Raw genomic sequence first — 21,182 nt, 5'->3', positions numbered from 1 at the left:
CGCTTACGCTCGACCCATGGGGGAGCCGCTCGTCGACAGATTCGCCCGGGTCCACCGCGACCTGCGCATCTCGCTGACCGACCGCTGCTCGTTGCGGTGCACCTACTGCATGCCCGAGCAGGGCAATGAATGGCTCGCCCGCCAGAGCATCCTGACCCTCGACGAGATCGTCGAGATCGCCACGGTCGCCGCCGCGGCGGGTATCACGACCTTCCGCCTCACCGGCGGTGAGCCGCTGCTGCGCACCGACCTCGTCGAGATCGTGCGGCGACTCGCGGCGATCGAGTCGCCCGACGGCCCGATCGAGATCGCGATGACCACGAACGGCATCCGGCTGCCCGAGGTGCTTCCCGACCTCGTCGCCGCGGGCCTCGCGCGCCTGAACATCTCGCTCGACACCCTCGACCGCGAACGCTTCCGTGCGCTCACCCGTCGCGACCGACTCGACGATGTGCTCGACGGTGTGCGGGCCGCCCAGGCGTCGGCGCTGCGACCGCTGAAGATCAACGCCGTCGCGATGCGCGGCGTCAACGACGACGAGCTGGCCGACCTCGTGGCCTTCGCCGTCGCGCACGACGCCCAGATGAGGTTCATCGAGCAGATGCCCTTGGATGCCGGCCACACCTGGGACCGGTCGAGCATGGTCACTCGTGAAGAGATCCTCGAGGCGCTGTCGGCGCGCTGGAGCCTCGACCCCGTCCCGGGACGGGGCGGTGCGCCTGCCGAACGCTGGCGGCTCGACGGCGGCCCGCACACCGTCGGGGTCATCGCGTCGGTGACGGCGCCGTTCTGCGGTGCGTGCGATCGGATGCGGCTGACGGCCGACGGCCAGCTGCGCAATTGCCTGTTCTCGATAGACGAGTACGACCTGCTCCCGGTCCTGCGCTCCGAGATGTCGCCGGGGGCGCGGGCCGAGCGGATCGATCGGGTGCTGCGCAACTGCATCGCGGGCAAGAAGGCCGGTCACGCGATCGACGATCCCGGGTTCCTCCAGCCCGCTCGGGGGATGAACGCGATCGGCGGCTGACCGGCAACCACCGGGGGAAAGGCGACCCCTGGGTCGTCGCGATCGTCACGGTCAGGCGTCGACGACCTCGCGGCGGCTCCCGGGTGCGGTCAGGCTGGCGCCTCCAGCCACGGCGATCGCGGCGGCTGCGGCGAAGACGATCGCCGGCCCAGCGACGGGGAGCAGGGCGCCGAGGGCTGCGGCGCCGATCGCCTGCCCGACCATGAACGTCACGAAGAGCAGGGCCGTGCCGGCCGCCGCGTGCCCGCCGTCGATCTGGGTCGTCCACCCGATGAGGGCTCCCGAGGCCGTGACGTAGGCCCACCCGAACACGGCGCACGCGCCGAGTGCGAGGACCGTGCGGGTCGGAGCTGCGCCGAGGGCGAGGGTCGCGCCGGCGATGAGGACGGCGCCGACCAACCAGAGCGTCCGGGGCTGCAGGCCCGCGACAGGTCGCGACGTGACGATGACGGCGGCGCCGCCGCATCCGAGCACGATCCAGGCGAGCACCGATTGCGTCGGCGCTCCGTCGGCATCGACCAGGATGGTGCGGCCGTAGTTCCAGATCGCCGCCGCGCCGATTCCGAGGAGGACGGATGCCGCGATCGCGGGGCGATGCGCCGCCCACCATGCTCGCGGCGGAACGAGCGCGGCCCGGCCCGTCCGCTCGTCCTCCGATGGGCCCCTCGGCGGGCGATCGGCAGCGAGGACGGCGATCCCGGCGACGGCTGTGGCTCCCGCCGCGATCAGCCAGCACAGCCGCCAGTCGGGGGTGAGTGCCAGGGCGATGGCGCCGGCGATGACCAGGCCGGGGCCGGTTCCCGCGTTCACGACGGCTTGGGGCGTGCTCGACGCGCGATTGGCGAACGAACGTGCGACCAGTCGCACGAGCGCGGGCGAGGCGAGCCCTGCGCCGGCAGAGGCGATCGCCGCCGCGGGGGCGAAGACTGCGGCATCCGTTGCTGCCGCGATCCCGACGGCCCCGCCGCTCGCCGTGAGGGTCGCCGCGACGACGAGCACGCGGGGGTGGCGCTCGGCGGCGAGGAAGCCGACGCATGCGGCGAGGGCGTAGACGATCGACCCTGCAGCCGAGACGAGACCGGCCGCGGCGGTGTCGACACCGAGGTCGGCGCTCATGTCGGGCAGATGAAGTCCGAAGGCGAGGCGGACGAGGCCGTAGGTCGCCGCGATGAGCGCGACTCCCGAGGCGACGAGCCCCCATCGCCAAAACGAAAACGATCGTTTCACTTTCCCGAGCATAGAGTGCTGGCATGGGAATGCGGCCGCGCACGGAGGAACGCATCCTCGACGCCGCCGAGGACCTCTTCTTCACGCGAGGCATCGCCGCGACCCCGATCGACGCCGTGATCGCCCGTGCCGGGGTCTCGGCGGCGACGCTCTACCGCGGATTCGCCAGCAAGGAAGCGGTGCTCGCCGCAGCCCTCGAACGCCGGCAGCGGGCCTGGCTCGAGACATGGGACGCCGCGATCGCGCGCAGCGACGACGACGAGGGGCGACTGCTGGCGGTGTTCGACGCGCTGACGGCGTTTCGCGACGAGCCGCGCGGATCGCGCTGGTGCGCGTTCCTCGGCGCGGCCGCGGAGTACGCCGATCCGCCGCCGGAGGTGGCATCCGCCGTCCGCGCCGACACCGTCGGCATGCGCACCCGACTGACCGAGCTCGCCCGGCCGATCGCGGGCGCCGACGCGGGCGAGCTCGCGGAGCGACTGCTTCTCGTCGTCAGCGGCGACCTGGCGATGCGGTTGCGTGAGCGAGGCCACGACACCGATCTGGCGCGCTCGACGGCGGCGATGCTGATCGCGGCCTCTCGGCGCTGACGGCGGGCCCGCGCCCGGCGTGCTCGGGATCAGTCGTGCGTGGTGGCGGCGTGAAGCAGCTGGATGATGCACACCGACGGATCGCACGAGGAGCGCATACCGTCGACGGCGAGGGGGCCGCCCGCCTCGGTGAGCACGCCCTGCAGCAGGCTGAGGTGGACGCTGCACAGCACTTCGCGATGGTCGGCCTGCGCCGTCGCGTGCGCGCACGGGGTGAGATCGACCGTCAGTGCGGTGTCGTCGATGATCGGGTCGAAGCCCTCGTCCTCGAGCTCTTCGACGAGGGCGTCGATCTGGTGCAGGGCGCGGGTCTCGAGCACGTCGGGGACGTCGAGGGTGAGGACGCGGCGCATGAGGTCGCCGCGCTGCGCGGCATCCCGCACCTTGCGGCGCTGGATCGCGCTGCGGGTGGCGTCGCCGTCGGCGGCGCTGTAGAGCACGCGGGGGCGGCCGCGGGTGGTGCGGTGTTCCTTCTCCGCCACGATGAAGCCATCGGAGATCAGGCGTGCGAGGTGCTCGCGGATGGTGTTCGGGTGCAGGTCGGTCGCCTCCTGCAGCTCGAGGATCGTCCGGCGGGGCTGCTCCTGGATGAGGTGCAGGATCTCGACGCGGGAGTAGCTCGAGATGGCGCTGTATCCGACTGTCGCGGTGCTCATAGGACTCATTAAACACGGAAAACACGCTGTGGTCTTACCACACCGTGAAATTTGTCGGTTTGCTCGCGCGGTCGAGCGCTTCGGTGGGCGAACCTCGGAGGAAACGGCGAACCTCGGAGCCTGCGGCCTCAGGGCTCCGAGGTTCGCGTGAATCTCCGAGCCGGGCGTCGCGTGTCGTGTCCGGCCATGGTCAGCGTCACGCGACGAGCGAACGACGAGCGGCCAGCGCGACAGGGATGTGGCCGGCAGCCAAGACGAGTGCCGAGCCGGCCATCCACGGGTTGTCGAGCCAGACGGCACCGGCCAGTAACGCCACGACGGGAGTCACCGCCATCGGCACCGGTATCCGGAGCAGGGACGCGTAGAGCATCGCCTGACATCGCCCGGCCCGGAGGAAACGGATCCACAGCCCGTAGTACGTCGCGAGCGCCACGGCCGTCGGAAGCGCCCACCACGGTCGGATGCCGCCCGGTTCGGTCATGGCGGGGACGACGAGGCAGAGAGCCTGTCCGGCGCGTTCCAGCCAGGCCAGCGGCACCGGCACCCGAGCATCGGGCGCCGGGCCTCGTGGCGGCCAGGCGATCAGCAGCGCATTCGGCGCGAGCACGGCGATGCTCGTCATCAGACCGAGCACCGACCACCCCACGATCCGAACCCTAGCCTGCGGGAACAGGCCCACCGAGGATGCCCCCGATCAGGCCTCCGGCGTCCAGGTCGACACGCGGGTGAGCTCGGCGACCTCGTCGGCGGTGAGCTCGACGCGTCCGCCGTCGAGGAGGCCCTGCACCTGCTCCAGGCGCGAAGCGCTCGCGATCGGTGCGACCACCGTCGGCTGCGAGCGCAGCCAGGCGAGTGCCGTCGATGCGATAGAGACATCGTGCGCGGAACCGATGCGCTCGAGCGTGTCGATGATCTGCAGGCCCTGCGGCGTCGCGTAGACGGCTGCCCCCTCGGCGCGCGGGGAGTCGTGCCCGGAGGCATCCGTCGACCGGTACTTGCCGGTCAGGAAGCCCTTGGCGAGGGCGAAGTAGGGAACGAGGCTGAGATTCTCGCGCTCGGCGATCGGCACGATCGTCTCTTCGACGTCGTTCCGGTGCACGAGGTTGTAATGCGGCTGGATGGCGACGGGCCGAGCGACGCCGGTCTCGTCGGCGATGCGCAGCCACTCCTCGATGCGCTCGGCGGTGTAGTTCGACACGGCGATGTGGCGGACGAGGCCGTCGGCGACGAGCTGCCCGAACGCGCCGACGGTCTCGTCGAGCGGGGTCTCCGCGTCGTCGAAGTGGGCGTAGTAGAGGTCGATCGCGTCGACGCCCAGGCGCTTCAGTGAGGCTTCGGCCGCGGCGCGGACGTTCGATGCCGACAGGCCGCGGAAGTCGGGATGCTGGCTGACCTTGGTCGCCACGACGACCTCGGGGCGGCTGCGTGCAGCGAGCCACTCGCCGATGATGGTCTCGCTCTCACCGCCGGTGTGGCCGGGGACCCAGGCGCTGTACGAGTCGGCGGTGTCGACGAAGTTGCCGCCGCCCTCGACGAAGGCGTCGAGAATCGCGAACGACGCGTCGCGGTCGGCGGTCCAGCCGAAGACGTTGCCGCCGAGGGCGAGGGGGAAGACGGAGAGGTCGCTGTTGCCGATCGTGCTCATGATGAGTTCAAGGCCCGGGCCGGTGTCGGTATTCCGGCTCGTGCGGTCCAGACGGCCGGACGACGACGCGCCAACTCCTCAGATTCCGACCCGCGGTGCTGTGCCGAGTCCCCGCGAGAGGCGGGACCGGCCGGATCTGAGGAGTTGGCGCGATGCGCGTGCGCAGGTGTGTCAGCGCGTGCGGGTCGAGCCGCGGCGCGAGAACGCGACGTAGATGCCGAGCACGATGATGGCGCCGATGATCGAGCCGATGATGCCCGACGGCTGCAGGAAGCCACCCTCGGGGCTGTGGTTGAAGATGAGGAATCCGAGGAATCCGCCGACGAACGAGCCGACGATGCCGAGCACGATCGTCATCAGGATGCCGATGTTCTGCTTGCCGGGGATGACGGCGCGCGCGATGAAGCCGGCGATCAGTCCGACGAGGATGAGGCCGAGGATCGTCCAGAGCATGGTGCTTCTTCTTTCTTTGCGGGAACAGGTGCCGGTCGGGCACCCGGGGCGGACGACAGGCTATGGCCGTTCCGGCGGAAGCCCGTCGACCTTCCGCCCACGCCCGGCGTGGTTGTACCCTTCCGGGTCCGTATGTGCCGCGAGCGCGCACCGTCGTGGCGAGAACGCACCCGGTATGGTGCCCGTTCGCGGTGAGGGTGCGTGCTCGGGAGGGGTGCCTCAGGCGAGGGGTGCCTCAGGCGAGGGACTCGCGCAGGGCGCGGACCCAGGCTGCGAACGCGTCGAGGTGGGCGTCGTGACTGCCGTCGGGGAGGGGCAGGATGCGGGTGCCCGGGCGCCGAGCGGCGAGCTCGGCTTGCTGCTCGGGGGAGAACATGCCGCGGCGGGCGAACACGGCGGTCGTCGGCACCGCGAGGTTCTCCCACTCCGCCCATCGTGGCTCGTGGACCGCGGTGATCACTGCCTGCATGACGTCGGCGTCGAAGCGGGGCCGCAATCCCGACGGTGTCTGCTCGAGGTCGGCGACCCAGGCCTTGGTGAGCGGCGAGTCGCCGAGGAACGACCGGGCGGCGGCAGCATCGGGGAACGGGATCGGCCACGAGGCGAAGAAGGCGCCGAGGTCGGCGGCATCCTGTGGATCGGCGCTCCCCGCCGGGTGCCCCTCCAGCATCACGAGCCGGCTGACCAGGTCGGGGCGGTGGCTCGCGGCGAGGAACGCCGTGTGGGCGCCCATCGACTGCCCGACCAGCGCCATTCGCTCGCCGGGTGCGAGTCGCTCGATCACGGCGACGGCATCCGCCACGAACGCATCGCGTGAGAGGTCGTCGGGCCGCCGCGTGCTGAAGCCGTGGCCGCGCTGGTCGAGCAGCAGCACCCGGTGGCGGTCGGCGAGTGCCTCGGCGGTCGGCATGAGCTCGCGCGAGCTGCCCGCCAGCCCGTGCAGCAGCACGACAGCAGGCCCCGACCCGCCCGCCTCGGTCACCGCGAGCGAGACACCGTCACGCTCGATCGTCGTGCGCCGGCGTTGCATCATCCGTCCATTCTCGGATGCCGCGCCCGGCCCGTCGACCCGCGAGCACGCACCATCCCCGCGAGAACGCACCCCGGACGGTGCGTTCTCGGCGCGAGGGTGCGTGCTCGGCGCGAGCTACGACCAGCGCAGCGGCGTAACCTCGCCGGTCTCCCAGTCGCGACGGAGGATGCTGTACGCCACCGACCCCAGCGGCTCCGCCCCCTCGACGGGCCATCCCTCGCGGTAGTAGGCCTCCTGGACCCAGCCGCAGGCATCGAAGACGCGGCGCATCGCGCGATTGTCCTCGCGGGTCTGCCCCTCGAAGCGGTCGACCTCGGGCATCGTCGTGAACACGTGGTCGGCCGCCGTCTTCACGACCTCCTTGGCGAGGCCGCGTCCGCGCCAGGGTGAGGCGAGGCGCAGGTCGAACAGCGGTGCGCCGTCGCTGATCTCCTCGAGACGGAAGAAGCCGATGCGACCGTGCTCGACGTGGTCGATCCAGAACGAGTCGTTGTCGTCGTCGCGGTACCGACCGTCGGCGATGCCGTCCTCGACCTGCTCGCGCGTCGGCCGGGTGCCGACGTGGAACGGGAACACCTCGCCGGTCATGAACGCGATCAGTTCCTCGCGGTCGGCTCCCGCCGGGTCGATGCGGACCAGCGTGATGGTGCCGCGCGAACGGGCGGCGTCGGATGCCGGGTGGTCGGGGGTGTCTTCATCGTGCACGCGATCCACGCTAATCGACCGAGGCTGGGCCGACCGAGGTCAGAGGGCGTGCTGTTCCGCTCGCAGGAGCCAGTCGCGGACGAGCGGGGCCACGGCATCGGGGCGCTCCAGATGCACGTTGTGGCCGGCGCCATCGAGGACGACGAAGGTCCCCCGGACGTAGTGGTCGGCGACGCCGAGTCCATCCTCGAAACCGACGACGTGGTCCTGACGCCCGAAGACGTGCAGGCTCGGCGCTGTGAACGGGACGTCGGTGCGTTCGGGGGCGTATCCAGCCGAGTACGAGGAGGCGATCCGGTCGAGGACATCCGCGTCGGACCCCTGGATGCCGGGCAGCACGAACCTCTCGAACGCGGCCAGCGCTTCGGGGGTCTGCAGCACCGCCATCTCCGCGAAGTCGTCCCGGAACGAACCCGCTCGGGAGAGCACGGACTCGTTCGCCACAACGATCTCGCGCGGGGGCAGTCGCCGCTTGTCGTGGTCGAGCTCGAACACGCCGGCGAGAGTCGCCAGCCCGCGGCACTGAGACCGGAGCTCATGCGCCACGTGACGTGCGACCATCGCGCCGAACGAGTTGCCGACGATAGCGAACGGGCCGCCTGCGGCGATCGCTTCGACCTCGTCGCGGACAGCGTCGGCGACCTCTCGAGGCGTACTGAGACCCTGATCGGTCGTGCCCTCCGCCCACGGGAGATCGAGGTAGACGCGTCGCCACGGGCGGTCGGCCGCCCATTCCTCCAGGGGAAGGAGGATGCGGTGATCGACGCCGAACCCGTGCACCGCGATGAGCGGGATGCCCGAGCCACGCTCCGCCGCGATCATCGCGGCTGCAGCGCCTCGCTCTTCCAGCCGAGCGCCGGCGCGACATACTTCGCGAACGACTCGACGATGCGCAGGTTGAACTCGACGCCGAGCTGCGAGGGGATCGTCAGCATCAGGGTGTCGGCGCTCATGACCGCGGCATCCTGCAGCAGCTGCTCGACGAGCACGTCGGGCGTCGCGGCGTACGTCTTACCGAACGTCGAGCGCATGCCGTCGATGTAGCCGATGCCGTCCTGCTCGTTGCTGCCGCCGAAGTACAGCTCGTCCTCGGCGGTCGTGATGGGGAAGACCGACCGGCTGACCGACGTGCGGGGCTCACCCGGATGCCCGGCTTCGCGCCACGCGGCGCGGAAGGCATCGAGCTGCTGGGCCTGGAGGATGTCGAACGGCGTGCCGTCGGCCTGGGTGAGGAGCGTCGACGACATCAGGTTCACCCCCCTGCGACCCGCCCACTCGGCGGAGTCGGTGTTGCCGGCGCCCCACCAGATCCGCGAGCGGAGTCCGGGGGAGTGGGGCTCGACCCGCTGCTTCCCGCTGCCGCCGCCGAAGGGGCTGTTCGGGTCGCGCTCGGCGAGCCCCTCGCCCTCGATTGCGCGGAGGAAGGTGTCGAAGTGCTCGCGTGCGATGTCGGCGCCGCGGGGATCCGCCGAGCCGGTGTACCCGAACGCCTCGTAACCGCGGACGACGGTCTCGGGTGACCCGCGGCTCACGCCGAGCGCGAGTCGTCCGTCGGAGATGAGGTCGACGGCCGCTGCCTCCTCGGCGAGGTAGAGCGGGTTCTCGTAGCGCATGTCGATGACGCCGGTGCCGATCTCGATGTTCTTCGTCGTCGCGGCGATCGCGGCCAGCAGCGGCATCGGAGACGCCTGCTGTCGCGCGAAGTGGTGCACCCGGAAGTATGCGCCGACGGCGCCGAGATCATCCATGCCCTGCGCGAGGTCGATCGCCTGTCGCAGCGAATCGCCGGCGGTGAGCTCGCGACCGCCGCCCAGCGGACCGTAGTGACCGAACGAGAGAGTGCCGAAACGCTGCATGTCAAGCCGCAACGTCGGCGGCCCCGTTCGCATTCCCTCGTGCATAGGCTGGGCGAAACCGACCCCGGGAGGAGTCATGGTCCAGGTCCGCGTTCTCGGGGTCGCACTCGATCCCGCCCAGCAGCACGTGATCCTGCTGAAGCCCGTCGATGCGCTGTCGGACCGGATCCTGCCGGTGTGGATCGGCTCGCAGGAGGCGACGTCCATCCTCGTCGCGGTCGAGGGGGTGTCGCCGCCGCGTCCCCTCGCGCACGACCTCATGATCCGGCTGCTCGACGCGACAGACGCCACGGTCGATCGCGTGGAGGTCACCCGCATCGACGACGGCACGTTCTACGCCGAGGTCACGGTGACCGCGCTCACCGGTTCGCGGGTCGTCGACGCCCGGCCCTCCGACGCGATCGCCCTCGCCTCGCGTGCCGGGGCGCCGATCTTCGTCGCCGACGACGTGCTGGCCGAGGCGGGGATCCCCGACACGGTCAGCGAGGCTCCCGAAGGAGCCGAGACACCCGAGGCCGCGGAGCAGCGCGTGGCGGAGTTCCGCGAGTTCCTCGACGACATCGATCCCGACGACTTCCGCGGCTGACCGACCGGTCCGACCGAGCCGGCGCAGCCGCATCCTCGATCCATCACCCCCGACGAAAGGAACACCCATGTCCCGCATCCTGATCATCGGAGGCCACGGCAAGGTCGCGCTGCGACTGGAGCCGATCCTCGCCGAGCGCGGCGATACGGTCACCGCCGTCATCCGCAACCGCGACCACGAGGGGGATGTCGCCGAGACCGGCGCCACGCCGCTCGTCGCCGACGTCGAGTCGTTCGACGTGGACCAGATGACCAACCTGTTCAGCGGCAACGATGCGATCGTCTGGTCTGCAGGAGCCGGGGGAGGGGATGCCGCCCGCACCTGGGCGGTCGACCGTGACGCCGCCATCCGTTCGATCGATGCGGCGGCCGCCGCCGGCGTTCGTCGCTACGTGATGGTGTCCTACTTCGGTGCCGGGCTCGATCACGGCGTGCCCGAGGACGACTCGTTCTACGCCTACGCGCAGGCCAAGGCCGAGGCCGATGCGCACCTGCGCGAGAGCGGACTGGACTGGACGATCGTCGCGCCCAGCGGCCTGACGCTCGACGAGCCGACCGGCAAGATCACGGTGGGTGGCTCGGGTGAGGAGTCCGTGCCGCGCGGCGATGTCGCGGCGGTCATCGCCGCGGTCCTCGCCGAGCCCGCGACCGTCGGCCGGATGATCGAGTTCACCGGTGGAGACACCCCGATCGAAGCGGCGCTCGCAGCCGACTGACGGTTTTTGTTAGGGTTGCCTTGCCTCATCGCGCCCGCCGCGAGATCGACCCGAGGGAAGGCCCCACATGCTGTCTCGTCCTGTCCGGCGCGCCCTGAGCGCCGCCGCCATCTCGGCCGCCGCGGCCCTCGTCGTCGCCGGCTGCGCCGCGCAGCCATCCGCTGCCGACGCCGCCCCCGAGGCCAGTGCCGCCCCGCGTACCGTCGAGCACGCTCGCGGCGTCACGGAGGTGCCCGAGCAGCCCCAGCGCGTGGTGACCCTCGAGCCGCTCGAGCTCGACACCGCGGTCTCCGTCGGCATCACGCCGGTGGGGGCCGCGGTCGCCAGCAACGTCGCCGGGATCCCGGCATACCTGGGCGTCGACGGCGTCGAACCCGTCGGAACGGTGCCCGAGCCCGACCTCGAGGCGATCGCCGCGCTGAAGCCCGACCTCATCCTCGGAACCGAGGCGCGCCATTCGAAGCTCTACGACCAGCTCACCGCGATCGCACCCACCGTCTTCATCGCGACGCAGGCCGACCCATGGCGCGACAACGCCGAGCTGATCGGTGAGGCGCTCGGACGCGAGGACGAGGTCGCCGCGCAGATCACCGCCGTCGACGACCGCTGCGCTGAGATCGGTTCTGCCCACGACCTCGACGGCAAGACGGCGCAGGTCATCCGCCCCCGCGACGAGACGACGCTCAGCCTCTACGGACCCGTCTCGTTCGCGGGCAGCCTGCTCGAATGCGTCGGATACACCACGCCCGAGCACGACTGGGCCGACGGGCTGCAGGCCGACATCTCTCCCGAGAACATCCTCGACGCGCGTGCCGACGCGGTCTTCGTCACGGCCTCCGACACGACCGACGCGTCGGCGGTGCCCGCGGCGATCACCCAGAACGCGGATGCCTTCCCGTCGGTGACCCTCGTCGACACGAGCACCTGGGTGGCCGGCGTCGGTCCGCGCGGAGCGCAGAGCGTGCTCGGCGACATCGAGCGCTTCCTCGACGGGCGGTGAGCTCGAGAGCCGGACGCGCCGCGGCGGGTGCCGCGATCGCCCTGGCCCTGGTGCTCGTCGTCGCGGCGTCCCTCGCCGTCGGGGCGAATCCGCTGTCACCGGGCACCGTCATCGGGGTGCTGCGCGGCGATGGGTCGCCCGAGGCGACGTTCGTCGTGACCGAGCTCCGTGTTCCGCGGACGGTCGTGGGACTCCTCGCAGGCTCCGCCCTGGGCGTCGCCGGGGCGTTGATGCAGGCCTTCACCCGCAACCCGCTCGCCGATCCCGGCATCCTCGGCGTCAACGCCGGAGCCGCACTGGCGGTCGCGCTCGGGATGTCGGTGCTCGGTGTCCGGGCGACGTCGGGTGCGGTGTGGTTCGCGTTCGTCGGCGCGCTCGCCGTCACCCTCGCGGTGTACGTGATCGGCTCGGGCGGGCGCGGGGCGGCCGGCCCGATCCGGCTCACGCTCGCGGGCGTCGCCCTCGGCGCTGTGCTGTCGGGCATCACGACGGGCATCGTGCTCAGTGATCCCGAAGCGTTCGACGCGATGCGCAGCTGGAACGCGGGGTCGCTGCTGGGTCGCGGGTGGGACACGATCGTGCCGGTCGCGCCCTTCATCGCCGTCGGAGTCGTTCTGGCGCTCGTGCTCGGCGCCGGTCTCAACGCCGTCGCGCTCGGCGACGATGTCGCTCGTGCGCAGGGCGCGAACCTCGCCGGCATCCGGATCGGCGTCATCGTCGCCGTCACCCTCCTCGCGGGTGCTGCGACGGCACTCGCGGGACCGATCTCGTTCGTCGGGCTCATGGTGCCGCACATCGCGCGCTGGCTGTTCGGCGCCGATCACCGGATGATCCTCGTCGTCAGCGCGCTGCTCGCACCCATCGTCGTGCTCGCCGCGGATGTCGTCGGGCGGGTGCTCATCGCCCCCGCTGAACTGCCGGTCGGCATCGTCACGGCGTTCGTCGGGGCTCCCATCCTCATCGCGCTCGCGCGTCGACGTCGGGCGAGCGCCCTGTGAGCGGCGGGCCGCGGATGCTGCGGCTGCAGGCCGGTGCCGTGCATGTGCCCGTGCGTCTGCGCAGCGTCGTCGTCGGAGCGGGTGCCCTCGTCGTCGCTGCGGTGCTGCTGGTCGTCGCACTCGGTGCCGGCACCTTCCCGGTTGCTCCCGGCGATGTGGTCGCGGCGCTGGTGGGGGCCGGCGACGACGCGCTCGTCGAGACCGTCGTCCGCGAGTGGCGGCTGCCTCGTGCGCTCGGAGCGCTCGGTGTGGGTGCGATCCTCGGGATCGCGGGCGCGCTGTTCCAGACCGTCACCCGCAACCCGCTCGCGAGCCCCGACATCCTGGGGCTGTCGAGCGGAGCCTTCACCGGGATGCTCGCCGCCCTCGTCCTGGTGTCGTCGAGCTGGCCGGTGCTCGTGGGCGGCTCGCTGATCGGCGCCCTCGCCACCGCCGTCGTCATCTGGGCGCTGGCCTGGCGCGGCGGGCTGCAGGGGTTCCGCCTGATCGTCGTCGGCATCGGGGTCTCGGCGATGCTCGCATCGCTCAACACCTGGATGCTGCTGCAGATCGAGCTCGAGACCGCGATGTTCGCGTCGGCCTGGGGTGCGGGAAGTCTCAACGGGGTGACGGCACCGGCGGTGGCCGGCGCGCTCGCGTGCGCGGCCCCCTTGGTCGTCGCGTCGTTCGCGCTCGTGCCGCGGCTGCGGCAGCTCGAGCTCGGTGACGACCTCGCCGCGGCGACGGGCGCACGACCGCACCTCGTGCGCACTCTCGCGCTGCTGGTCGGGGTCGTGCTGGTCGCGGCCGCGACGACCGTGGGCGGCCCGATCGCCTTCGTCGCGCTGGCGGCTCCGCAGGTGGGCCGCCTGATCGCACGCACGCCGCACCTGTCGCTCGGGCTCTCCGCGCTCGTCGGCGCCGTGCTGCTGATCGCCTCCGACCTCATCGCGCAGCACGTGCTGCCCGCGCCGCTTCCCGTCGGCGTCGTCACCGTCTCGCTCGGCGGCGCCTACCTCGTCCTCATGATCGTGCTGGAGGTCCGCCGCCGTGCCTGACCCGTTCCCATCGGCGACATCGCTCGCCGCCGAGTCCGTGACCCTCGCCTACGACGGCGCCGAGATCGTCCGCGATCTGTCGGTGCGGATCGAGCCCGGGTCGTTCACGGTCATCATCGGTCCCAACGCCTGCGGCAAGTCGACGCTCCTGCGCGGCCTGTCACGTCTGCTCGCACCGAGCGCCGGGACCGTCGTGCTCGACGGCCGGGCGATCTCCGAGCTGCCCGCCAAGGAGGTCGCCCGACGGCTCGGGCTGCTGCCGCAGTCGGCGGTCGCCCCGGAAGGCATCACCGTGCGCGAACTGGTCGGACGCGGGCGCTATCCGCACCAGAACCTCTTCCGGCAGTGGTCGGCCGACGACGACTCGGCCGTCGACGAGGCGCTTGTCGCGACGGGGACGATGCCGCTCGCATCACGACCCGTCGAGGCGCTCTCGGGAGGCCAGCGGCAGAGGGTCTGGGTCGCGATGGTGCTCGCCCAGCAGACGGGCCTGCTGCTGCTCGACGAGCCGACGACCTTCCTCGACGTGGCCCACCAGGTCGAGCTGATGGAGCTCTTCGCCGAGCTCAACGAGCGGGGCCGTACGATCGTCGCCGTGCTGCACGACCTGAACCACGCCGCTCGGTACGCGAGTCGCATCGTGGCGATGCGCGACGGGCGCATCCTCGCCGAGGGTCCGCCGACCGAGGTGATCACGAGTGAGCGGGTGCAGGAGGTCTTCGGGCTCGCCAACGTGGTCGTCGACGATCCCGTCACCGGCGGACCGCTCGTCGTCCCGCTCCGCGCGCGTCGGTCCGGGGCGGGCGCGGGGGAGGAGTCAGCGTGAGCGCCGAGCGGCCCTGGGCGTACAGCGCCTTCGTCGTCGAGGTCGCCGGCGTGGCCCGCCTCAGCCCCGGCTTCGTCCGCATCACCCTTCGCGGCGAGGCTCTGGCGAACTTCGCGCCGTGGGGGCTCGACCAGCGGATCAAGATCGTGCTGCCCTTGCCGGGCCGTCCGCACCCCGGGCTCGCGGAGTTCGGCCTGCTCGATGAGCCCACCCCGCATCCCTCCGACTGGTACGCCCGGTGGAAGGCGCTCGACGAGAACGACCGCAACGTGCTGCGCACCTATACGCCGTCGGCGATCCGCGTCGCCGAACGAGAGATCGACGTCGACTTCTTCCTGCACGAGCCCGTGGGCCCCGCCTCCGCGTGGGCTCTGGCCGCACGGCCCGGCGACCCGCTCGTCATCACGGGGCCCGACGTGCGAATGGAATGGACGGGATACGGCATCCATTGGACGCCGGGCGAGGCGACCCGGTTCCTCCTCGTCGGCGATGAGACGGCGTTCCCCGCCCTGCGGAACATCGTCTCCGCGCTGCCGCAGGCGACGCGGCCGCACGTGATCGTCGGTGCGGCCGACCCCGCCGATGACCTCGTTTCCGACGTGCTCGCCGATCGCGCGCTCGTGACCCGCGTCGAGCATCGCGCCGGTGACGACGCCCTCGCCACGGCCGTGCGGTCGTGGGCCGCGGAGCACGGCGCCGCGGCGGCCGCCGACCCCGGGTTCGGAGTGTGGCTCGCGGGCGAGTCGGGCGTTGTCACCGGCATCCGCCGGTTCCTCACGAACGACGTCGGCATCGCGAAGGATCGCATCTCGTTCCTCGGATACTGGCGGTACGGCGGCCCCCTCGTCGGCTGACGGCGGCGGCGCGGAGCGCACCGCACGCTCGATACGCTGACGGGATGACCCCCCGCGACCTCCCCGGCGGCGCTGTGCTGCGCGCCGCCCGGCCCGGTGACGAGACCGGCATCCTCGCCTGCATCCACGCCCTCGCCGTCTACGAACGCGAGCCGGATGCCGTCGACAACACGGCCGAGATGCTGCGCGAGACGCTGTTCGGAGCGGAGCCCCGCGCGTTCTGTCACGTGGTCGAGCGCGAGGGGGCGATCGTGGGCATCGCGATCTGGTTCCTGACCTACTCGACCTGGACGGGCCGCCACGGCATCTGGCTCGAAGACCTCTTCGTCGACGAGTCGCAACGGGGCACCGGATACGGCAAGGCGCTGATCGCGTCGCTCGCCGAGGTCTGCGTCGAACGCGGCTATTCGCGGCTCGAGTGGACCGTTCTCGATTGGAACGCCCCCTCGATCGCGTTCTACCGCTCGATCGGCGCCGAGCCGATGGCGGAGTGGACGACGCAGCGCCTCACGGGCGACGCCCTGCACGCGCTCGGCGGCTGACCACCGCCTTGCCTCTCGGGACGCCCCGCGTCAATCCCGACGACGCGGCCGGTGCGCGCTCGTAGGGTGGAGCCATGGCAGATCAGATCCACGTTCCGAACGTGTCCCTCAACTCCGGCTTCGAGATTCCGCAGCTCGGCTACGGCGTCTTCAAGGTCGACCCGGCCGAGACCGAGCGGCTCGTCTCCGAGGCGTTCGAGGCGGGCTACCGCCACATCGACACCGCCGCGATCTACGGCAACGAAGAGGGTGTCGGCCGCGCGATCGCCGCCAGCGGCATCCCGCGTGACGAGCTGTTCATCACGACCAAGCTGTGGAACGACCGTCAGGGCGGCGACGAGCCCCGCAAGGCCCTGTCGGAGAGCCTCGAGAAGCTCGGCCTCGACTACGTCGACCTGTACCTCGTGCACTGGCCGGCCCCGGCCAACGGCAACTACGTCAACGCGTGGCAGAAGCTCGTCGAGCTGCGCGACGCGGGTCACGCCCGCTCGATCGGCGTCTCGAACCACCTCGTCGAGCACCTCGAGAAGATCTACGCCGAGACCGGCGTGCTCCCCGCGGTGAACCAGATCGAGCTGCACCCGGCGTATCAGCAGAAGGATGTCGTCGACTGGGCGACCGACAAGGGTGTCCGCATCGAGTCGTGGGGGCCCCTGGGGCAGGGCAAGTACGACCTCTTCGGCGCCGAGCCCGTCGCCGAGGCGGCGGCCGCTCACGGAAAGAGCCCGGCTCAGGTCGTGCTGCGCTGGCACCTGCAGCGCGGATTCATCGTGTTCCCCAAGACCGTCAGCCGCGAGCGCATGGTCGAGAACGCCTCGCTGTTCGACTTCGAGCTCACGACGGCGCAGGTCGACGCGATCTCGGCGCTCGACCCGGGCGACGGCTCGGGCCGCGTGAGCGCGCACCCCTCCGAGGTGAACTGACCGACGACCCTGATCGGGGTTCGGCTTCGGGCGCAGTTCGCGGATACGCGCGCAGATGATTCTGCGGCGGATGCCGGGAACTGCGCCCGATCCGCGCGCGGCCGCGGGTTTCGTAGGCTGGAGGCGTGGCATCCGTTCTCAACGTCTCGGCGTACCTCTTCACGCACATCGCCGATCCCGCCGCGCTTCGCGACGTGTTGCGCGAGCGCGCCGAGGGCGCGGGGCTGAAGGGCACGATCCTGCTGGCCGAGGAGGGCGTCAACCTGTTCCTCGCCGGGGCCGAGAGCGCGGTGCGCGAGTTCCTCGACGACCTCCGCGCCGATGCGCGCTTCGCGGCGCTGACGGCCAAGGAGAGCTGGTCCGACGAGCAGCCGTTCGGCCGGATGCTCGTGAAGGTCAAGCGCGAGATCATCCGCATGGACCGCCCCACGATCCGTCCGGCGGACGAACGTGCGCCGAGCGTGACCCCCGGCGACCTGCGGCGCTGGCTCGACCAGGGCCACGACGACTCCGGACGCGAGGTCGTGCTGCTCGACACCCGCAATGCGTTCGAGGTCGAGTACGGCACGTTCGCGGGAACCGTCGACTGGCGGATCGAGCGCTTCACGCAGTTCCCGGATGCCGCCGCCGCGCACCACGACCAGCTCGCCGGCAAGACGGTCGTCAGCTTCTGCACGGGCGGCATCCGTTGCGAGAAGGCCGCGATCGTCCTGCGCGAGGAGGGGGTCGACGCCTACCAGCTCGAGGGCGGGATCCTCGGCTACTTCGAGCGCGAGGGCGGCGCGCACTGGAACGGCGAGTGCTTCGTGTTCGACGAGCGCGAGTCTCTCGCCCCCGACCTGTCTGCGCGGCGCTGACCGTGACGCGGATCGTCGTCCTGACCGGCGCCGGGATCTCGGCCGAGTCCGGTATCCGCACTTTCCGCGCCGCCGACGGGCTCTGGGAGGACCACCGCATCGAGGACGTCGCGACTCCCGCGGGCTATCGGGCAGACCCCGCCCTCGTCCACGCGTTCTACGACGAGCGGCGCCGTGCGGCGGCCGTCGCCGCGCCGAACGCCGCGCATCTCGCCCTCGCCGACCTCGAAGCGCGGCGCCCGGGCGACGTGCTCGTCGTCACGCAGAACATCGACGACCTGCACGAGCGCGCGGGGTCGCGGCGCGTCAGCCACATCCACGGCGAGCTGGGGTCGGCGCTGTGCGAGACATGCGGAGAGCGGATGCCGTGGCGCGGCGACCTCGCCGGGCGGCCGCCCTGTCCGGCGTGCGGGGGTCGCGCGCTCCGCCCCGACGTGGTGTGGTTCGGAGAAGCGGTCTACGGGCTCGACGACATCTTCGATGCGGTGGCCCTGTGCGAGCACTTCTGGGTGATCGGGACATCGGGCGCGGTCACGCCCGCGGCATCCCTCGTCGCGGTGGCGGCTGAAGCGGGTGCACGCACCGCACTGCTGAACCTCGAGGCCCACGAAGACGTGCGCCTCTTCGACGACGTCGTGATCGGCCCGGCCGCAGTGACCGTTCCCGAGTGGGTCGCCCGCTTCTGAGGCGTGCCTCGGCCGCGTCGGGGGTGGGCGGTAGCGTCGTGGCATGGAACCGCACCGGCTCACGCGTGAGCAGGCCCGCCGCATCATCGTTCGGGCGCAGCTGCTCGAAGCAGACCGTCCCGGCGACGTCGTCGAGGTGGCCGAGCAGATCGGCGCGATCAAGATCGACCCGACGGCCGTCATCGCGCCCAGCGAGCAGGCGATCCCGTGGGCGAGGATCGGCTGGGGGTACGAGCCGGGGCAGCTGACGAAGGCCGTCGAAGACGACCGGCAGCTCTTCGAGTACGCCGGCTCGTTCCACCCCGCGAGCATGCTTCCGGCGATGCGCGTGCGGATGCGGCTGCGTCCCGTCCGCGAGAGCACGGCGGCGTGGCTCGAGGCCAACAGCGCTTTCCGCGCCGACGTCCTGGCGCGGCTGCGCGCCGACGGACCGCTGCTGGCGGCCGATATCCCCGACACCGCCGCCGTGCCCGCCGGAAACGACAGCGGCTGGTACAGCGACAACCAGGTGCCGCGCATGCTCGACCTGCTCGAGCGGCTCGGTGAGGTCGCGGTCGTCGGGCGTGCCGGTCGGCTGCGCCGGTGGGATGTCGCCGAGCGGGCGCGCGGTGCCGAGCCCGACGACCTCACCTACGACGAGGCCGGGGCCTTCCTCGACGAGCGCCGGCTGCAGGGCGCGGGGCTCGCGCGGCAGAAGTCGTCGTGGTCGGGGGTGGGGATGGCCGGTGAGCCGGCCGTCGTCGAGGGGAGCACCTGGAAGTGGCGGGTCGACCCGCGGGCGCTCGAGGCCGTCGATAACGACCCGGGAGGGCGGGTCGCGATCCTCAACCCCTACGACGGCATGCTGTTCGACCGCCCCCGCCTGATCGAAGCGTTCGACTTCACCTACAAACTCGAGCAGTTCGTACCGAGAGCGCAGCGTGTGTACGGCTACTTCGCGCATCCGATCCTCTGCGGCGACCGGTTCATCGGCCTTCTCGACGCCGCCCTCGACCAGCCGAAGGAGCATCTCGTCGTCGCCGCGCTGCACGAGCTCGTGCCGTGGGAGAGCGAGGAGCGCGAGATGGTCGATGCGGAGATCCGCGACCTGGCCGAATGGCTCGGCGTGCCCGTGCGCGGGCTCGACTGAAACATCGATCGCGGGCCTACCAGCCGTCCGTCGACGTCGCAAGGCGGTCGCCACGGCGGCGCCGACGGCGAAGCATGGTGACAGCCCCGCAATCGAAACGAAAGGAGCCGCCCATGGCTCGCATCATCGAGACCATCGACGTCGACGTGCCCGTCTCCGTCGCATACAACCAGTGGACGCAGTTCGAGTCGTTCCCGCACTTCCTGAGCTTCGTCGAGTCGGTCACCCAGCTCGACGACGGCACGACCCACTGGAAGGTGAAGATCGGCGGGGCCGAGCGCGAGTTCACCGCGAAGATCACCGAGCAGCACCCTGACGAGCGGGTCGCCTGGAACAGTGTCGAGGGCAAGGACGAGCATGCCGGCGTCGTGACCTTCCACAAGCTCAGCGACGACGAGACGCGCGTGACGGTGCAGCTCGACTGGACGCCCGAGGGCTTCGTCGAGTCGGTCGGCGCCGCCATCGGCATCGACGACCACGCCGTGAAGAAGGACCTGACCCGCTTCAAGGAGTTCATCGAGTCGCGCGGCACCGAGACCGGTGCCTGGCGCGGCGACATCGAGAACTGACCTCGATCGCTCCGGTACGACGAGAGGCCCCTCCGATCAGCGGAGGGGCCTCTCGTCGCATCGCGCGGATGCTGCGGCTCAGCTGCGGAGCTTGCGCAGCGCCGACCGCTTGTGGGCCGCCTGGTCGCCGCTCTTCTCCGATTCGACGATGAAGGCCGGCTCATCGGCGGATGCCGTGAACTTCTGACCGGCGAACTGGAAGTCCTTGTCCTTCTTCTCGACGATCTTCCCGTGCGTCCGCCCCTGGGAGGTATCCCAGCTGACGCGGTCGCCCTTCGACAGTTCCTGAGCCATCGCGGCTCCTTCCGTTGTGCATCGGTTGCGGCGATCCTGTCGCCCGGCGGGACCGGGGGAGAAGCCGTTGACACACCGGGGCCGGATGCGCCAGTGCTCTCGCCGACCGGCCGCGGCCTGCGAGACTGCCCACATGCGCACGATCGTCATCACGGGAGCAAGCGATGGAATCGGGGCGGCCGCGGCGCGGCGCCTCGTCCGAGAGGGGAATCGCGTCGTCCTGGTCGGACGCTCGCCCGAGAAGACACGTGCTCTTGCGAGCACGCTCGACGCGCCCTACCACCTCGCCGATTACGCCGAGCTCGCACAGGTGCGGCGCCTCGCCGACGAACTGCTCGAGGCGTACCCGCGCATCGACGTGCTCGCCAACAACGCCGGCGGCATCTTCGGCCCGCGTGCGCTCACCGTCGACGGCTACGAGCAGACGTTCCAGGTCAATCACCTCGCCGGGTTCCTGCTGACGAACCTGTTGCTGGACCGGCTCATCGAGAGTGAGGCATCCGTCATCCAGACCGCGAGCGTGGCCGCGCGCCTGTTCTCGCGGTTCGACGTGACCGATCTGAACGCGGCGAAGCGATACTCGGGGCGCATCGCATACGGCAATGCCAAGCTCGCCGACATCCTCTTCACCCGCGAGCTGCAGACCCGCTTCGGCGATCGGGGCATCGCAGCGGCTGCGTTCCACCCCGGAGTCGTCGCGACCCAGTTCGCCGCGAACGTGCCCGGCCCCCTCCGCTGGGTCTACCACAACCCGATCGCCCGGCGCCTGCTCACGACGACCGACGAGGGCGGTGCACGACTGGTCTTCCTCGCCGACGGCACGCCGAACCGCGACTGGGTTCCCGGCGCCTATTACGAGAACGATCGCCCGGCCCGCTCTCACCGCGACGCGACCGACGCCGGCCTCGCCCGGGAGCTCTGGGACCGCAGCGCCGAGATGGTCGGCCTTGCCCGCTGACGCGACGGTGTCAGCG

26 protein-coding genes are annotated in these 21,182 nt (G+C 71.2%); 16 read left to right on the top strand and 10 right to left on the bottom strand.

Features of this window, described 5'->3' with window-relative positions; all coding sequences use genetic code 11:
* Positions 1-16 precede the first annotated feature (16 nt).
* Positions 17-1,027, top strand: a complete 1,011-nt coding sequence (gene moaA / locus ACU6RU_RS00870; protein ID WP_446725669.1) for a GTP 3',8-cyclase MoaA — start codon at positions 17-19, stop codon at positions 1,025-1,027.
* Positions 1,028-1,078: 51 nt separating this feature from the next.
* Here moaA and ACU6RU_RS00865 read toward each other — a convergent pair whose 3' ends face one another.
* Complete coding sequence (locus tag ACU6RU_RS00865) at positions 1,079-2,254, bottom strand: MFS transporter (RefSeq protein WP_446725668.1); 1,176 nt, start codon at positions 2,252-2,254, stop codon at positions 1,079-1,081.
* A gap of 23 nt (positions 2,255-2,277) precedes the next feature.
* Here ACU6RU_RS00865 and ACU6RU_RS00860 point away from each other — a divergent pair, with 23 nt between their 5' ends.
* Complete coding sequence (locus tag ACU6RU_RS00860) at positions 2,278-2,844, top strand: TetR/AcrR family transcriptional regulator (protein ID WP_446725667.1); 567 nt, start codon at positions 2,278-2,280, stop codon at positions 2,842-2,844.
* Between the two features lie 29 nt (positions 2,845-2,873).
* On the opposite strand, the gene ACU6RU_RS00855 is transcribed toward ACU6RU_RS00860, so the two are convergent.
* The 8 genes from ACU6RU_RS00855 to ACU6RU_RS00820 all read right to left on the bottom strand — a co-directional run bounded on the left by ACU6RU_RS00855 (position 2,874) and on the right by ACU6RU_RS00820 (position 9,192).
* Complete coding sequence (locus ACU6RU_RS00855; RefSeq protein ID WP_120263213.1) at positions 2,874-3,500, bottom strand: helix-turn-helix transcriptional regulator; 627 nt, start codon at positions 3,498-3,500, stop codon at positions 2,874-2,876.
* A 196-nt stretch (positions 3,501-3,696) separates the two neighbouring features.
* Entirely contained in the window at positions 3,697-4,146 is a 450-nt protein-coding gene (locus ACU6RU_RS00850) for a hypothetical protein (protein WP_446725666.1), read from the bottom strand.
* A gap of 48 nt (positions 4,147-4,194) precedes the next feature.
* Entirely contained in the window at positions 4,195-5,145 is a 951-nt protein-coding gene (locus ACU6RU_RS00845; RefSeq protein ID WP_120263211.1) for an aldo/keto reductase, read from the bottom strand.
* 171 nt (positions 5,146-5,316) lie between these two features.
* Positions 5,317-5,598 carry a GlsB/YeaQ/YmgE family stress response membrane protein gene (locus ACU6RU_RS00840; RefSeq protein ID WP_120263210.1) on the bottom strand — a complete coding sequence of 94 codons (282 nt, stop codon included), beginning with the start codon at positions 5,596-5,598 and terminating at the stop codon, positions 5,317-5,319.
* A 235-nt stretch (positions 5,599-5,833) separates the two neighbouring features.
* On the bottom strand, positions 5,834-6,631 hold the full coding sequence (locus tag ACU6RU_RS00835) for an alpha/beta fold hydrolase (RefSeq protein WP_446725665.1): 798 nt from the start codon (positions 6,629-6,631) through the stop codon (positions 5,834-5,836).
* A 114-nt stretch (positions 6,632-6,745) separates the two neighbouring features.
* Positions 6,746-7,336 (bottom strand): GNAT family N-acetyltransferase, encoded by a 591-nt coding sequence (locus ACU6RU_RS00830; protein ID WP_446725664.1) that lies wholly within the window; start codon positions 7,334-7,336, stop codon positions 6,746-6,748.
* A gap of 39 nt (positions 7,337-7,375) precedes the next feature.
* Positions 7,376-8,158, bottom strand: a complete 783-nt coding sequence (locus ACU6RU_RS00825; protein ID WP_446725663.1) for an alpha/beta fold hydrolase — start codon at positions 8,156-8,158, stop codon at positions 7,376-7,378.
* Positions 8,155-9,192 (bottom strand): LLM class flavin-dependent oxidoreductase, encoded by a 1,038-nt coding sequence (locus ACU6RU_RS00820; RefSeq protein WP_446725662.1) that lies wholly within the window; start codon positions 9,190-9,192, stop codon positions 8,155-8,157. Before ACU6RU_RS00820 ends, ACU6RU_RS00825 begins: the two co-directional genes overlap by 4 nt.
* A 76-nt stretch (positions 9,193-9,268) precedes the next feature.
* Between ACU6RU_RS00820 and ACU6RU_RS00815 the strand changes: the two genes are divergently transcribed.
* The 13 genes from ACU6RU_RS00815 to ACU6RU_RS00755 all read left to right on the top strand — a co-directional run bounded on the left by ACU6RU_RS00815 (position 9,269) and on the right by ACU6RU_RS00755 (position 19,914).
* The gene (locus ACU6RU_RS00815) at positions 9,269-9,778 is read left to right on the top strand and encodes a bifunctional nuclease family protein (RefSeq protein WP_120263206.1); all 510 of its coding nucleotides are present in this window, start codon (positions 9,269-9,271) and stop codon (positions 9,776-9,778) included.
* A 67-nt stretch (positions 9,779-9,845) separates the two neighbouring features.
* A complete protein-coding gene (locus ACU6RU_RS00810; RefSeq protein WP_446725661.1) occupies positions 9,846-10,493 on the top strand; it encodes an SDR family oxidoreductase in 648 nt (215 codons plus the stop codon).
* A gap of 67 nt (positions 10,494-10,560) precedes the next feature.
* The gene (locus ACU6RU_RS00805) at positions 10,561-11,493 is read left to right on the top strand and encodes an ABC transporter substrate-binding protein (RefSeq protein WP_446725660.1); all 933 of its coding nucleotides are present in this window, start codon (positions 10,561-10,563) and stop codon (positions 11,491-11,493) included.
* Positions 11,490-12,491: a FecCD family ABC transporter permease gene (locus ACU6RU_RS00800; RefSeq protein ID WP_289331054.1), complete on the top strand. Its 1,002-nt coding sequence runs from the start codon at positions 11,490-11,492 to the stop codon at positions 12,489-12,491. The genes ACU6RU_RS00805 and ACU6RU_RS00800 overlap by 4 nt, the downstream gene beginning before the upstream one ends.
* Positions 12,488-13,528 (top strand): FecCD family ABC transporter permease, encoded by a 1,041-nt coding sequence (locus ACU6RU_RS00795; RefSeq protein WP_259455223.1) that lies wholly within the window; start codon positions 12,488-12,490, stop codon positions 13,526-13,528. The genes ACU6RU_RS00800 and ACU6RU_RS00795 overlap by 4 nt, the downstream gene beginning before the upstream one ends.
* Positions 13,521-14,354, top strand: coding sequence for an ABC transporter ATP-binding protein (locus ACU6RU_RS00790; protein ID WP_120263201.1), 834 nt, complete (start codon positions 13,521-13,523; stop codon positions 14,352-14,354). The genes ACU6RU_RS00795 and ACU6RU_RS00790 overlap by 8 nt, the downstream gene beginning before the upstream one ends.
* A complete protein-coding gene (locus ACU6RU_RS00785; RefSeq protein ID WP_120263200.1) occupies positions 14,351-15,208 on the top strand; it encodes a siderophore-interacting protein in 858 nt (285 codons plus the stop codon). The genes ACU6RU_RS00790 and ACU6RU_RS00785 overlap by 4 nt, the downstream gene beginning before the upstream one ends.
* 44 nt (positions 15,209-15,252) lie before the next feature.
* Complete coding sequence (locus ACU6RU_RS00780) at positions 15,253-15,750, top strand: N-acetyltransferase family protein (RefSeq protein ID WP_446725659.1); 498 nt, start codon at positions 15,253-15,255, stop codon at positions 15,748-15,750.
* Between the two features lie 74 nt (positions 15,751-15,824).
* Positions 15,825-16,673, top strand: a complete 849-nt coding sequence (locus ACU6RU_RS00775; RefSeq protein ID WP_446725658.1) for an aldo/keto reductase — start codon at positions 15,825-15,827, stop codon at positions 16,671-16,673.
* Positions 16,674-16,798: 125 nt separating this feature from the next.
* A complete protein-coding gene (locus ACU6RU_RS00770) occupies positions 16,799-17,530 on the top strand; it encodes a sulfurtransferase (RefSeq protein ID WP_446725657.1) in 732 nt (243 codons plus the stop codon).
* Positions 17,531-17,532: 2 nt separating this feature from the next.
* Entirely contained in the window at positions 17,533-18,216 is a 684-nt protein-coding gene (locus ACU6RU_RS00765; protein ID WP_446725656.1) for an NAD-dependent deacylase, read from the top strand.
* A gap of 43 nt (positions 18,217-18,259) precedes the next feature.
* The gene (locus ACU6RU_RS00760; protein ID WP_446725655.1) at positions 18,260-19,345 is read left to right on the top strand and encodes a DNA glycosylase AlkZ-like family protein; all 1,086 of its coding nucleotides are present in this window, start codon (positions 18,260-18,262) and stop codon (positions 19,343-19,345) included.
* 113 nt (positions 19,346-19,458) lie between these two features.
* Positions 19,459-19,914, top strand: a complete 456-nt coding sequence (locus ACU6RU_RS00755) for an SRPBCC family protein (RefSeq protein ID WP_120263195.1) — start codon at positions 19,459-19,461, stop codon at positions 19,912-19,914.
* Between the two features lie 78 nt (positions 19,915-19,992).
* On the opposite strand, the gene ACU6RU_RS00750 is transcribed toward ACU6RU_RS00755, so the two are convergent.
* Complete coding sequence (locus ACU6RU_RS00750) at positions 19,993-20,208, bottom strand: DUF2945 domain-containing protein (RefSeq protein ID WP_446725654.1); 216 nt, start codon at positions 20,206-20,208, stop codon at positions 19,993-19,995.
* A gap of 133 nt (positions 20,209-20,341) precedes the next feature.
* Between ACU6RU_RS00750 and ACU6RU_RS00745 the strand changes: the two genes are divergently transcribed.
* Positions 20,342-21,166, top strand: a complete 825-nt coding sequence (locus ACU6RU_RS00745) for an SDR family NAD(P)-dependent oxidoreductase (RefSeq protein WP_120263193.1) — start codon at positions 20,342-20,344, stop codon at positions 21,164-21,166.
* Positions 21,167-21,182: the final 16 nt, after the last annotated feature.

The organism is Microbacterium sp. F1-18 (assembly GCF_052921305.1).
This window is presented reverse-complemented; position numbering and strand designations above follow the sequence as displayed.